The 12,209-nt window shown below is 70.7% G+C and carries 12 protein-coding genes and 1 pseudogene; 5 read left to right on the top strand and 8 right to left on the bottom strand.

From position 1 onward, the window contains the following. Positions 1-53: 53 nt before the first annotated feature. The 3 genes from IE206_RS02585 to IE206_RS02575 all read right to left on the bottom strand — a co-directional run bounded on the left by IE206_RS02585 (position 54) and on the right by IE206_RS02575 (position 4,811). Positions 54-1,472, bottom strand: coding sequence for an FtsW/RodA/SpoVE family cell cycle protein (locus IE206_RS02585; protein WP_189960758.1), 1,419 nt, complete (start codon positions 1,470-1,472; stop codon positions 54-56). Between the two features lie 213 nt (positions 1,473-1,685). Continuing rightward, positions 1,686-3,044, bottom strand: coding sequence for a cytochrome P450 (locus tag IE206_RS02580; protein ID WP_189960181.1), 1,359 nt, complete (start codon positions 3,042-3,044; stop codon positions 1,686-1,688). A 219-nt stretch (positions 3,045-3,263) separates the two neighbouring features. Next, the gene (locus tag IE206_RS02575) at positions 3,264-4,811 is read right to left on the bottom strand and encodes an MFS transporter (RefSeq protein WP_189960172.1); all 1,548 of its coding nucleotides are present in this window, start codon (positions 4,809-4,811) and stop codon (positions 3,264-3,266) included. A 546-nt stretch (positions 4,812-5,357) separates the two neighbouring features. Between IE206_RS02575 and IE206_RS42320 the strand changes: the two are divergent. Beyond that, a pseudogene (locus IE206_RS42320) lies at positions 5,358-5,684 on the top strand (DUF2201 family putative metallopeptidase); the annotation flags it as partial. Here the strand turns inward: IE206_RS42320 and IE206_RS02570 are convergent. Beyond that, positions 5,677-6,489 (bottom strand): class I SAM-dependent methyltransferase, encoded by an 813-nt coding sequence (locus tag IE206_RS02570; RefSeq protein WP_189960170.1) that lies wholly within the window; start codon positions 6,487-6,489, stop codon positions 5,677-5,679. The pseudogene IE206_RS42320 and the gene IE206_RS02570 sit on opposite strands and share 8 nt — an antisense overlap. Positions 6,490-6,666: 177 nt before the next feature. Beyond that, on the bottom strand, positions 6,667-7,392 hold the full coding sequence (locus tag IE206_RS02565) for a dienelactone hydrolase family protein (protein ID WP_189960167.1): 726 nt from the start codon (positions 7,390-7,392) through the stop codon (positions 6,667-6,669). 164 nt (positions 7,393-7,556) lie between these two features. Here IE206_RS02565 and IE206_RS02560 point away from each other — a divergent pair, with 164 nt between their 5' ends. The 4 genes from IE206_RS02560 (at position 7,557) to IE206_RS02545 (ending at position 9,763) form a co-directional block, all read left to right on the top strand. Beyond that, positions 7,557-8,075 carry a DUF6817 domain-containing protein gene (locus tag IE206_RS02560; protein ID WP_189960757.1) on the top strand — a complete coding sequence of 173 codons (519 nt, stop codon included), beginning with the start codon at positions 7,557-7,559 and terminating at the stop codon, positions 8,073-8,075. A gap of 99 nt (positions 8,076-8,174) precedes the next feature. Beyond that, a complete protein-coding gene (locus tag IE206_RS02555) occupies positions 8,175-8,549 on the top strand; it encodes a hypothetical protein (RefSeq protein ID WP_226598661.1) in 375 nt (124 codons plus the stop codon). A 69-nt stretch (positions 8,550-8,618) separates the two neighbouring features. Further along, positions 8,619-9,182 (top strand): cysteine hydrolase family protein, encoded by a 564-nt coding sequence (locus IE206_RS02550; protein WP_189960165.1) that lies wholly within the window; start codon positions 8,619-8,621, stop codon positions 9,180-9,182. A 29-nt stretch (positions 9,183-9,211) separates the two neighbouring features. Next, positions 9,212-9,763 carry a hypothetical protein gene (locus tag IE206_RS02545; protein ID WP_189960163.1) on the top strand — a complete coding sequence of 184 codons (552 nt, stop codon included), beginning with the start codon at positions 9,212-9,214 and terminating at the stop codon, positions 9,761-9,763. Positions 9,764-9,768: 5 nt separating this feature from the next. Here IE206_RS02545 and IE206_RS02540 read toward each other — a convergent pair whose 3' ends face one another. The 3 genes from IE206_RS02540 to IE206_RS02530 form a co-directional block, all read right to left on the bottom strand. Next, the gene (locus tag IE206_RS02540; protein ID WP_189960161.1) at positions 9,769-10,764 is read right to left on the bottom strand and encodes an FAD binding domain-containing protein; all 996 of its coding nucleotides are present in this window, start codon (positions 10,762-10,764) and stop codon (positions 9,769-9,771) included. After that, positions 10,761-11,351, bottom strand: a complete 591-nt coding sequence (locus IE206_RS02535; RefSeq protein WP_189960158.1) for a (2Fe-2S)-binding protein — start codon at positions 11,349-11,351, stop codon at positions 10,761-10,763. Before IE206_RS02535 ends, IE206_RS02540 begins: the two co-directional genes overlap by 4 nt. 104 nt (positions 11,352-11,455) lie before the next feature. Continuing rightward, the gene (locus IE206_RS02530) at positions 11,456-12,163 is read right to left on the bottom strand and encodes an SDR family NAD(P)-dependent oxidoreductase (RefSeq protein ID WP_189960156.1); all 708 of its coding nucleotides are present in this window, start codon (positions 12,161-12,163) and stop codon (positions 11,456-11,458) included. Positions 12,164-12,209: the final 46 nt, after the last annotated feature.

The following is a 12,209-nucleotide window of genomic DNA, read 5'->3' as shown; positions in this document are numbered from 1 at the left end:
CAGACGTGGACGCGTCATGGACACCTCATGGTTCCGGCCGTTCGAGGGGCAGCTCATCCCACCCCCGCAACCGCTCCACGCGCACCGGAATGAGAGCGTCCGGACGCGGCGTTGCTGCTGGAAGCCGGTTCGTGACGGCGCTGCGCGCTGTCGCTGATGCGGATCAACAGGGCCACCATCAGCCAGTTGGCCACCATCGAGGAGCCGCCCTTCGCGAGGAACGGCAGCGCCTTTCCGGTGAGGGGGATCAGCCCCATGACACCGCCCGTCACCACGAACACCTGGAGCACCAGGGCGCCGGCCATGCCGGTGGCGAGCAGCTTGCCGAACGGATCGCGGGCCAGCAGCCCGGTGTGGAGGGCGCGCTGGGCGAGCAGCCCATACAGGAGCAGGACCGCCATCACCCCGGCCAGGCCCAGCTCTTCGCCGACGGTGGTGAGGATGAAGTCGCTGTTCCCGGCGAAGCCGACGAGCTCCGGATGCCCCTGGCCCAGGCCCGTCCCGGTGATGCCGCCGCTGCCGAAGCTGAACAGGGCCTGCCCCAACTGGTTGGAGAGGCCCGCCTTGACGCCCTCCGGCGTGAAGGCTTCCATCGGGTTCAGCCAGGCTTCGACCCGGCCGTGCACGTGCGGCTCTAGGGAACCGACCACCGCCGCGCCGACCACCGCCATCAGCAGACCGCACACCACCCAACTGGTCCGCTCGGTAGCCATGTACAGCATGATCACGAAGAGGCCGAAGAAGATCAGGGAGGTACCGAGGTCGCGCTCGAAGATCAGCACCAGGAGGCTGAGCACCCAGATCGCCACGATCGGCCCGAGCCGGCGGCCGGGTGGCAGCCGCATGCCGAGGAGACGGCGGCCGGACAGGGCCAGCGCGTCGCGGCTGACGGTGAGGTAGCCCGCGAAGAACACCGCGATCATGATTTTCACGAATTCGCCGGGCTGCACGGACAGCGGCCCCATCATGATCCAGCGCTTGGCGCCGAACTGGTCGGCGCTGGAGAACGCGGGAGCCATCAGGAGCACCAGGGCGACGGCCATCATCAGGTAGAGGTAGCGCTGGAGCCGGCGGTGATCGCGCAGGACGATCAGCAGGCCGACGCAGACCGCCACGCCGATGACCGTCCACACCAGCTGTCCGTTGCCCACCGGGGCGATCTTCAGACGGGGCTCGGCCACGTACGTGATGTCCAGGCGATGCAGCAGGACCAGGCCGAGGCCCGTGAGCAGCAGGGCGAGCGGCAGGAGCAGTGGATCGGCACGCGCCGCCCAGCGCCGTACGGCCAGGTGCGGGACCAGCGCGAGCAGGAACACGGCGACGGCGAACCCGGTGAATCCCGCAGGCAGCTGACCCTGCATGGACAGACCGGTGCAGGCGTAGCCGCCCAGGGTGATCACGACGACGAAGGCCAGCAGCCATGCTTCGATACGCCGTCTGTCCGGCGCCTGGGCCAGCGCCGCGAACGACATCGTGTGCCCGAAAGCGTCCTCCTGGGACGCGCCGGACCGTGACCGGGCCGCGTTGGTCAGTCCCCGCACGCGCACCACCTCCACCCGGAGAGCCGCAGGCCCGGGATCCTCGCGCCGCCGCCGCTCGCGACGATCACGCGCTGGAGGACGGCGCGAGGCGGGAGGCGGTTCCGATTCCGGTTCGCGGCCGGGCCGGCCGGTGGGTCGGCGGAGTCAGCCTTCCTCGGGCTTGCTCCGGGGCCGGCAGGTCATGATCAGGCTGCCGGGACCGAGGGTGCCGCGGACCTGGACGGTCATGGTGCTGCCGGGGTCGGGATGCAGGCTCCAGCGGGTGCAGACGGTGGCCAGGGCCAGAGTCATCTCGATGAGGGCGAACTGGTCGCCGATGCACTTGCGGTTCCCGCCGCCGAACGAGACGAACGTGCCCCGGGGCAGGCTGTCGGTGTTCTGGCCGATCCAGCGGTCGGGGTCGAAGCGGTCGGGGTCGGGGAACAGCTCGGGGCGGTGCTGGAGGAGGTAGGCGCTGTAGAGGAGGGCCGTGCCCTTGGGCAGGCGGCGACCGGCGAGGGTGGTGTCGGTGGTGGTGACGCGGGTGAAGAACCAGCCCGCCGGATACATGCGCAGGACCTCGTTGATGACGCGCCGGGTGTAGGTCAGGCCGTCGAGATCCTTCGTGGTGGCCGTACGGCCGGCCAGGGTCCGGTCGACCTCGGCGTGTACCTGCGCCTCGGCCTCCGGGTGCTGGCTGAGCAGCCACAGGGCGAACGCCAGGCTGTTGGCGGTGGTTTCGAACCCGGCACCGATCATGACCATGAGCTGATCGCGGATGTCCACGTCGGTCATCGGCTCGCCGGTGTCGTCGTTGCGCGCGGCCAGCAGCATGGAGACCAGGTCGTCGCCGCCCGGGGATGCCCGACGCTCGGCGATGATGCCGTCGATGGCGCGGTGCAGTCGCTCGCAGGCGCGGCGGTAGCGGCGGTTGGCGGGGGTGGGCAGCCGGTAGAGCGGGCCGAGCGGCAGCATCACCCGCTGGTAGATGCCGTCGATCACGGTGTGCAGGCTCTCCTGTACCTCGGCGACGGCCTCGTCCTGCGCTTCGGCGCCGAGCACGCTGCGGGTGACGATGCGCAGGGTCAGGGTGGTCAGCGTGTCGGTGACGTCCAGGCGTTGGCCGGGCCGCCAGCGAGACGTCATGCGGTCGACCTCCTCGCCCATGACCACGGCGTACTTCTCGATCCGGTCGCTCTGGAAGGCGGGCTGCATCTGGCGGCGCTGCCAGCGGTGCTCCTGCCAGCCCGCCATGGGCAGACTGCTGCCGAAGAGCACGCGCGCCTTGTCGAAGAACGGGCCGCCCTTGTCGAACGTGCGGGAGTCGGTGAGCATCCGGTGGGCCGCGTCCGGTTCGCAGACGACGTACGCCGGCCAGGGGCCCATCCCGATGCGTACGAGGTCTCCGTGCGCGGGGAGCGAGGACAGGAACTCCAGTGGACGTGAATGGAGTTGCCAGGCGTGGCCCAGCAACGGCCATCCGCCCGGGGCCTTTCCCGTACGCGAGGGAATCGTCGTGCTCACGGTGGGGCACCTCCGGAAGGAATCCGCCGACACGGGGATCGGATCGTCCCCGGATCCCGAATATCCTTCCCACCCGCGCGGCGCGGAACCCGGCGCGAAGCAGCACGCAGGCGGCGCCGTTCCGCATCCCGGCGCCGTGTCGTGCGGCTGTGCCACATGTGCTTCGTGTTGCGAAGTGCCGTTCCTTCCGGGCGAGTCGGGGGCGGAGGCGGGGGTGTCTCAGGGGCCGGTCGGCCTGGGGCCCTGGAGGCGTTCGAGGTCCGAGGGGCGTACCTGAATGCACAGGAGGGCGATCAGCGCGGCCATCACCGCGAAGATCGCGGCCACGATGAAGGCCGTGGACACCCCGGACGTGAGCACCTGGTCGCTCCACGGGCGCGGCAGCTGGCCGGTGCGCCGGAACATCAGGCGCTGCGCCGGATCGGCCTGGCTCAGGAATTTCGGAACCTGGTCGGTCGCCTCGTTGCGGCTCGCCGTGCCGAACACCGTGACCAGGATGGACAGGCCCAGTGAACCGCCCACCTGCTGTGTGGCGTTGAGCATGCCGGAGGCGGCGCCCGCCTCGTGCGGCGGGACACCGGAGACGGCCATGAGCGTCAGAGAGACGAAGTTGAGGCCCATGCCCAGGCCGAAGACGAGGATCGGGCCCAGGATGCTCCCCAGATAGGTGGAGTGGATGTCCGTCTGCGTGAGCCACGACAACCCGGCCGCGGCCAGGATCGCGCCCGTCACCATGAAGGGCTTGGGCCCGTATTTCGGCAGCAGTTGGGACGCCAGGCCCGCACCCACGGCGATGATCGCGCTGACCGGAAGGAAGGCGAGACCGGCCCGGAGCGGGGTGAAGCCGAGCACGTCCTGCACGAACAGGGTGAGGAAGAAGAACATGCCGAAGATCGCGGCGGCCAGGCTCAGCATGATGCCGTACGTGCCCGCGCGGTTGCGGTCGGCGAACATGTGCAGCGGGGTGATCGGCTGCTGCGAGCGCCGCTCCACCATGACGAAGGTGAACAGGAGCACCACCGCGGCGCCGAACGACCCCAGCGTGAACGGGTCGCGCCACCCTTCCTGGGCAGCCCGGATGAACCCGTAGACCAGCGCGACCATACCGAGCGTGGAGGTCAGCGCTCCTGCCAGGTCGAAGTGGCCGGAATGGCGCTCGGACTCCTTGATGTGCCGCGGGGTGGCCAGCAGGATCAGCACGGCGATCGGCACGTTGACGAACAGGACCCAGCGCCAGTTGAGCCATTCGACGAGGATGCCGCCCGCGAGCAGACCGATCGCGCCGCCGCCCGCGGAGACCGCCGCGAAGACACCGAACGCCCTGTTGCGTTCGAGGCCTTCGGTGAACGTGGTGGTGATCAGCGCGAGGGCGGTCGGCGAGGCGACGGCGCCACCGACCCCCTGGATCGCCCGCGCCGCGAGCAGCTGGCCGGAGTTCTGCGACAGTCCGCCGAGCAGGGAGGCGATCGCGAAGAGCAGCACGCCGCACATGAAGACCCTGCGCCTGCCGACGATGTCACCGGTGCGCCCGCCGAGCAGGAGCAGCCCGCCGAAGGTGAGGGTGTAGGCGCTGACCACCCAGGCCAGGCCCGTGGTCGAGAAGTGCAACGCGTTCTGGATGTGTGGAAGCGCGATGTTCACGATGGTGACGTCGAGCACCACCATCAACTGGCACGAGGCGATGACCAGGAGCGCGATCCCCTTGCCGCCGCCTCTCTTGCCCGGGGCTGCGGTCTCGGTCGTGGGTATCGGCTGCGAACTCGTCATGGCGGACCTTGCCCTCGTGCGAGGGGCGTGGACGCTGACGTCCACTAATCGACCTTATGTCCCGGTACCGGGCGTGACCAGTCGATCAAGGCCGTCCCATGGCCGACCTCGCCGCTGGGTCGGGGCCGGGTGGGGGCCCCGGCCGATACCGCGCAGGACCAGGGCCTCGGCGCGCCCCGTGCGGCGCCGCTGCGGGTGTGGCCTCTTTGGTTCCGGTTCCGGTCGGGTACGTGTGTCGGCGACACATGTGGCGGGCGCCTACACAGCGGGCTCCGTACGGTGACGGATCGTGATGGTGCTCATGTGCGCCGCGCGGCTGCGCGTCGAAAACGCCGCTGACAGATCGCGAGGACGAGGGTTGTGCTCGCCGCGATGACGACTCCCTCTGCTGACAGATGGGGGGGGGACCCGTCCGCGCGAGGTGAGTGCTGATGCTCAGTCACCTCGCGAATGGGGCCCCGCCTTTCCTTCTGGCCGCGCGTGCGCGAGTTCGCCGTGCCGCCCCCGATGATCGAGACTGCGACCGCCCGTCGTTCCGTGGGGGGCTGGGCGCAGGGGGCATTCCACCCGCCGCAGCCGTGGCGGGAGTTGCTGGGTGCGGCGGTCTGCTCGGCGGTCTCCGGGGCGGGCGCGGGCGAGGACTGCACGTACGGCAGCGCACTCCTGGACGTCGCCGCGATCTCCCGAACCGTGGGCGGCCGCCGCGACCTGGTCGGTGTGCTTTCGTGCGGCGCCGCAGTCCACATCGTGCACCCGCTGTGCCGCGGCGAGGGAATGCCGCTGGTGGGCGGCGGTACGGGTCTGCGCGAGGGTTTCGCCAGGGCACTGCGGGCGCAGCCGCGCCCCGATGCCCGCTCGGCCTTCGTCAGCGGCGGGCGTGGGCGAGGAGGGCGGCGTGCGGGAGGGCCAGGCGCCCCGAGGGCCCGGCGAATTCGGCGCTGAGGAGGTCGAAGTGGCGCTTGATCTCACCGAGGGTGTGGTCCGGCTGGCTCACCACCGTCTGCCCGATGGCGCCCACACCCTCGGCGGCCCCACCCCACCATTCCTCGGCTTCTGTGTGGTGGTCCCACTGCATCGACTCACACACCACATCTTTCAGGCCTGCCGATGTGAGGAGTTCGGCCAGTCCGGCCTCGGTGCGGGGGAAGTCGTCCTCGGCAGCGAGCGCCGGGATGTGGGACGGCCGGACCGCGCCCGCGGCCTCGACGGCCCGGCCGAGCAGGGCCTGTCCGGCCGCGGTGGGTACGGACCAGATGGTCACCGCGATCCACCCGCCCGGGCGTACGACACGACGGAGTTCGGCCAGCGCGGCCCTCGGCCGACCCACATGGTTGAGGACAAAGTTGCCGGTCACGGCGTCGAACAGGCCGTCGGAGAAAGGGAGTTGAGGCAGTACGGCCAGGTGTATCCCGGCCGAGGGCACGGCCTGTGCGGCCAGCTCCACCATGCTGATCTCGGCGTCGACCCCCGTCACCCGCGCGCCCCGCGCGCAGGCGGCCGCGGCGACCGCGCCTGTCCCTGTCCCCACATCAAGGACCCGCACCCCGTCCCGCACCCGGGCCGCGTCGAGCAGCCGGGGGACCGGATGCGCACACAGCTTGCCGAAGCTGCCCGCGTACGCCTTGGCCCGCCCCGCCCAGATCCGCCGCTCGCTCGCATCGAAAGCCGTCGACTCCACCGGTTGTTCCCTCTCTTCGAAGCCGCACCCCCATCAGGCGCATTCCGGCACCCTACGCACGGGATGGGTTTGTCTGTCGGGGCGAGCCACTTATGGGTATGCGTTGGCCGCGTTCTCGTACAGCTGGCGCCACCTGTCGTGTAACACCGAGCAGTCGCATCGCGGTTGCCAGCCGGATCACTCCGTCACGGGCAGGCACTCGGCGAGCAGGCCGACGACGTCGCGCCAGGCCCGCCGCGCGTGCTCCGGGTGGTGGCCGACCCCGGGGCGCACGGCCTGGTCGACCGGCGGGTGGTGGAAGGCGTGCAAGGCGCCGCCGTAGACCACGAGGCGCCAGTCGACGCCCGCGGCCTGCATCTCGGCGGTGAACGCCTCCCGTTGTGCGGGCGGCATGATCGGGTCCTCCGATCCGACCCCGGCCCACACCGGGCAGCGGATGCGCGCCGCCTCGCCCGGCCGGCCGGTGGTGAGCGCGTTGACCGTCCCGATCGCGCGCAGGTCGACGCCGTCGCGCCCCAGTTCCAGTGCGATCGCGCCCCCGGTGCCGTAGCCGATGGCGGCGATCCGGCCGGGGTCGGTCCGCGGTTCGGCGCGCAGCGCGTCCAGCGCCGCGTGGCCGATGCCGCGCATCCGGTCGGCGTCGGCGAGCAGCGGCATGCAGCGGCCCAGCATCTCCTCGATGTCGTCCAGATAGCGCCCGCCGTGGAAGTCGAAGGCCAGCGCCACGTATCCCAGCTCGGCGAGCGCATCGGCCCGGCGGCGCTCGACGTCGCTGAGCCCCGGCCCCTCGGGCCCGACCAGGACCGCGGGCCGACGGCCGGCACCGGCCGGGAGTGCGAGGTGCCCGATCATCGTCAGACCGTCGGCCGGGTACTCGACCGTGCGCGTGGCAATCGTCGTCATGTGACTCGACGGTAGTGATCGTCGAGCCCGGCCGGGCCGGTGTTCACCGCCGGCGGAACAGCGCCGGTGTGCCTTTGAACGGCCGCCCCGATACGGCCGTTTCGGGGGATTCCTCGACGGGGAACGCGGGCAGGTGTATCGAGGTGACTGCCAAGGCGTTGGAGATGCTGGCCGCGGCCGGGGCCGAGGAGATCGGACACCCGGGTGGCACCTTGCTGGCGCACCTGCGGCGGACCGGCGAGCTTCTGGCCTCGTGGGGCGCACGCCCGGCACTGGTGTCGGCCGGGCTGTGTCATGCGTTCTACGGGACCGATGGGTTCCGAGTGGCGCTCCTCGACCTGGACCGCCGGGCCGAACTGGCCGACGCGATCGGCGCGGAGGCCGAGGCACTCGTGTACTTCTACGCCTCCTGCGACCGCAAGGCGTCCTATCCGGGACTGGCCGACGACAAGGGTGTGTTCGTCGACCGGTACACCGGCGTACACATGTGCCCGGATCTCGACGCACGTCGCGACTTCGCCGAACTCACCGTCGCCAACGAGTTGGACATCGCCGTGGTGAGCCCGGGGTTCCACTCCGGCCGGGGCCAGGACCTGCGCGCCCTGTTCACCCCCTGGCGCCCGTTGCTCTCGGAGCCGGCGTGGGCGCACTGCCGCGATGTGGTGGGTGCGACCGACGGCTGATGGATCGAGGGTTGGCCGAGAACCCTGCTGTTCCGTCGGCCGGCGGGCGTTGGGTGCGGTGCTGATCGATGGTGGAGGGCCGGGGCGCGCGCGACCACTATGCCGAGAACCACGGCTTCCTGCTCCCCATCTTCCCTGCACGGCCGGCAACGGTGTGACGGGCTCGCGGCCGTCACGCGCATCAGGCACGTACTCGAACCGCTGCGCAAGCGGGGCGACTTCGGCCCCGCGAGTACCCGTAGCGCGCTCACTCACCTCGGTTACGCCACCGCCAAGGTGCGGTCGTACCAGGACGGCCCTGCCGGGGTCGGCTTCCTCACCGACGCCTCACCGATGTGTCCGGAGGGCACGATGAGCAGCCGCACCACCGAGGCGGACGCCTTCGGCGGCTACCCCGACCACTTCGGCTGCGACCAGCCCCAGAGGCGGGCACTGAGCACAGGGGGAGTGCTGCGGGGTTCCGCCTGTCGGTAGAACCCCGCCTGATTTACTGGGTGACCTGATCTTGATTCCGGTGCAGTGGCGAGGGAAGGGGATGCAGTCATGGGAAACAGCGCTCTGCTCGTGATGGATGTCCAGCGTGACGTCGTGGACCTGGCCGACGACGGTTCCGGATACCTGCCGCGCCTTCGCAGGGCCATCGACGGTGCGCACGCGGCCGGCATCCCCGTCATCTACGTGGTGATGGGGCTGCGGCCGGGCGATCCCGAGGTCAGTCCGCGCAACAGGGTGCTCACCTCTGTCGTGCGGGCCGGACTCTTCACCCTGGGCGAGCCGGGCACGGAGATCCACCCCGACATCGCGCCCCAGCAGGGCGACATCGTGGTGACCAAGAGGCGGGGGAGTGCCTTCTCGGGCAGTGACCTCGACCTCGTCCTGAGGGTGCGCGGCATCGACAGCCTCGTGCTCGCCGGCATCGCCACCAGCGGGGTCGTTCTGCACACCGTGTGCCATGCCAACGACCTGGACCTCCACCTCACCGTGCTGCCCGACGCCTGCCTCGACCTCGACCCCGAGGTGCACCGGTTCCTCATCGGGAAGCTGTTCCCCCAGTGGGCGGATGTGGTCACCGTGGAGGAGTGGGTCAAGGCGATCGCACCCCAGTAGCGCCTCAACTCCTCATCAAGGAAGACCAGTTGACCCCGTACTCCCTGGCGTTCTACATGGACGTCGTCACCACCGGCACCGTGCTCGGGCTGCGGCCCACAGACTCTCCCGACCGGGTCGCCGAGGTCCTGGGGTCGCGATTCGGCGAGAACAGCTTCGACAAGCACAGCATGTGGCGCGACTACGGCTTGGTGGAGTTCTTCTGGGACCGTGCTCGCGGTGGTGACCCGTGGAAGGGGCACCACTTCACCTTGCAGGTGCACCGGCTCGCCCACCGGAACCGCACCCTCGCGGGCGAGACGCTCCGTGACCGGTACGGGCGGTTCACACCCCGGCTCCGGTTCGACAAGCTGAGGCGGCTGCTCGAGCGGCGTGGCGTGGCTCTGGTGGAAGTCCCGGACCCGGCGAACGCGCCCTACTACCGGACGTTCTGGCAGCCCGACTCGAAGGTGGCTGTCGCGGTCGTCGCCACCCATGGCGAGTACAGCACACCGGACAGACTGCGCGTCGGCGACGTGGACCGCATCATCGCGCCGATGACCGACGCCGAAGTGGAGGGGCGCAGGGCACGGGCGGCGTAAGGGACTCAGGGCTTGCGGTGGCCGACGGTCAGCGAACCCAGCACCTCCCGGGCCATCGCCCGGGCGAGTTCCACCTTGTACGCGTTGTGCCGCAACGGCACCGCGGTGGTCAACTCCTCCTCCACCGCCTGCTCGACGGTCTCCGTGGTGGGCTTGGTGCCGAGCAGCGCGGCCTCCGTGCGGCGGGCGCGCCACGGGCGGTGGGCCAGGCCGCCGAGGGCGACGGCGATGTGCTTCACCACGCCGTGCTCCACGTGCACCATGGCCGCGACGGAGGCCAGCATGTAGGTGTCCGACGCCCGGTCCCGTGCCTTGCGGTAGCGGGAGTCGGCACCCGTGGGCACGGGCGGCAGCAGCACGTTCGTGATGAGTTCGCCGGGCCGCATCACGGTGTCCTGCTCGGGCCGGTCCTGCGGCAGCCGGTAGAACTCGGTCACCGGCACGGTCCGTACCCCGGCTGGACCCACCAGCTCGACCAGTGCGTCGAGCGACGTGAGCGCCACGGCCAGGTCGGACGGGTGGGTCGCCACACAGTGCGGTGAGTGGCCGAAGACGGCGTGATCGCGGTTGACGCCGTCCAGCGCGGCGCACCCGCTCCCCGGCACCCTCTTGTTGCAGGGCCTCGACAGATCCCGGAAGTAGCCGCACCGCGTGCGCTGGAGGAGATTTCCGGCTGTGGTCGCCATGTTGCGCAGCTGACCCGAAGCGCCGCTGAGCAGCGCCTGCGACAGCACGGGGTACCGATCGAGGACGGCCGGATGGGTGGCGAGATCGCTGTTGCGCGCGGTTGCTCCGACCCGCACCGAACCGTCCGTCCGCTCCTCGATCCGGTCGAACGGCAGCCGGGTGATGTCAACCAGGATGTCGGGCCGCTCGACGCCCATCCTCATCAGGTCGATGAGGTTGGTGCCACCGCCCAGATAGCGGGCCTCCGGACGCCCTCCGTGGAAGGCGGCCGCCTCGGCCACGGTACGGGCGCAGACATAGGAGAGCGGCTTCACGCGATCACGTCCTGTCCGGCTCCGGCCGTGCTCGGGTAGGCACCGCAGCGGCACAGATTGCCGCTCAGCTGCTCCAGGACCTCGGCGGGGGTCAGCAGTACGGGCACGTTCTCCGGCAGTTCCATGTCGGTGACGACCATGGGCTGCCCCGCCGCCCCGTTCTGCGTCCCTCCGGGTGAACCGTTCTGGTCCGGCGCGCAGTAGCCGCACTGGTACGCGTCCCGGTCGGCGGAAGGGCGCCGCAGGGGATGGAGGCTGTCGTGGGCGCCCGGCGTGCCCGCGAGTCCCTCCACGGTGACGACCTCGCGGCCTTCCTGTGCGACGGCAAGGAGCAGACAGCTGACGACCCGGCGCCCGTCGAGCAGCACCGTGCACGCCCCGCACCGGCCGTCGTCACACCTCTTCTTCGAGCCGGTCAGACCCAGACTGTCGCGCAGAACCTCCTGGAGGGTGGCGCAGTGCTCCAGCTCGACCGTGTGCGTGGCGTCGTTGACCCGCAGCGTCACACGTGAGTCGGTCGCGCCAGGTCGGGCGGCCTGGGCGCCGGGCCCCTGGCCGCCGTCACTTCTGCCGTGCAGTGCTTCCATGGTTCACGGGCTCCTCGGTCCGGAGGCGGCCAGCAGCCTGACCGCGTACCCACCCTCGTACAGCTCACCTCCCCCGGCATCTCGACGACCGGCGCACGGGTGGTCTACCAGGGGAGCGGGCCCTGGGCGTCGAAGTAGCCGCCGGTCGGACCGTCGGGGCCCGTCAGAGCCATGCGGACGATGATGTCGGCGCCCTGCTCGACGGTCTGGACACCCGTGTTGCCGTTCAGGTCGGTCCTGGTGAACCCGGGTTCCACCGCGTTGATCCGCATGGCCGGGAACGCCTTCGCGTACTGGACGGTGATCATGTTGACCGCGGTCTTGGACGCCGGATAGGCGACGCCCGGATAGCCGTACGCCGGTGACGACGCGTCGGACAGTCGGGTCAGCGAGGCCAGGCCGCTGCTGACGTTGACGATGACGGGCGCGGCGGAGCGCCGAAGGAGCGGGAGGAAGGCGTGGGTGACGCGGACCGTGCCGAAGACGTTCGTCTCGAAGAGCTCCCGCATGTGGTCGGCGGTCACGTCCGCCGCACCCACCACGGTGTTGCCCGCGCCCCGGACCTCGATGCCCGCGTTGTTGACCAGTACGTCGAGACCGCCGTCGGCCTCGACGGTTTCGGCCGCGGCTCGCACGGACGCCTCGTCGGTGACGTCGAGCCGGACGGTCCGCGCGCCGAGGCGTTCGGCGGCGAGCCGGCCGCGCTCCTCGTCCCGGCTGCCGATGTAGACGGTGTGTCCCGCGGCGACGAGCCGCCGGGCGGTCTCGAAGCCGAGACCCTTGTTCGCTCCGGTGATCAGTGTGGTGGTCATGGCTCCAGGCTGCGGGCCGGGCCCGGCGCCGGCCAGGCGTCCCCTT

The sequence above is a fragment of the Streptomyces violascens genome (genome assembly GCF_014649955.1).
GTDB classification, from domain to species: domain Bacteria; phylum Actinomycetota; class Actinomycetes; order Streptomycetales; family Streptomycetaceae; genus Streptomyces; species Streptomyces violascens.
This window is presented reverse-complemented; position numbering and strand designations above follow the sequence as displayed.

What these genes read in the sequence shown, in the direction of transcription:
- IE206_RS02535 (WP_189960158.1), bottom strand. Translation starts at nt 11,351, where the DNA reads ATGGAAGCACTGCACGGCAGAAGTGACGGCGGCCAGGGGCCCGGCGCC.
- IE206_RS02560 (WP_189960757.1), top strand. Translation starts at nt 7,557, where the DNA reads ATGCTGGCCGCGGCCGGGGCCGAGGAGATCGGACACCCGGGTGGCACC.
- IE206_RS02555 (WP_226598661.1), top strand. Translation starts at nt 8,175, where the DNA reads ATGCCGAGAACCACGGCTTCCTGCTCCCCATCTTCCCTGCACGGCCGG.
- IE206_RS02575 (WP_189960172.1), bottom strand. Translation starts at nt 4,811, where the DNA reads ATGACGAGTTCGCAGCCGATACCCACGACCGAGACCGCAGCCCCGGGC.
- IE206_RS02550 (WP_189960165.1), top strand. Translation starts at nt 8,619, where the DNA reads ATGGGAAACAGCGCTCTGCTCGTGATGGATGTCCAGCGTGACGTCGTG.
- IE206_RS02530 (WP_189960156.1), bottom strand. Translation starts at nt 12,163, where the DNA reads ATGACCACCACACTGATCACCGGAGCGAACAAGGGTCTCGGCTTCGAG.
- IE206_RS02565 (WP_189960167.1), bottom strand. Translation starts at nt 7,392, where the DNA reads ATGACGACGATTGCCACGCGCACGGTCGAGTACCCGGCCGACGGTCTG.
- IE206_RS02585 (WP_189960758.1), bottom strand. Translation starts at nt 1,472, where the DNA reads ATGTCGTTCGCGGCGCTGGCCCAGGCGCCGGACAGACGGCGTATCGAA.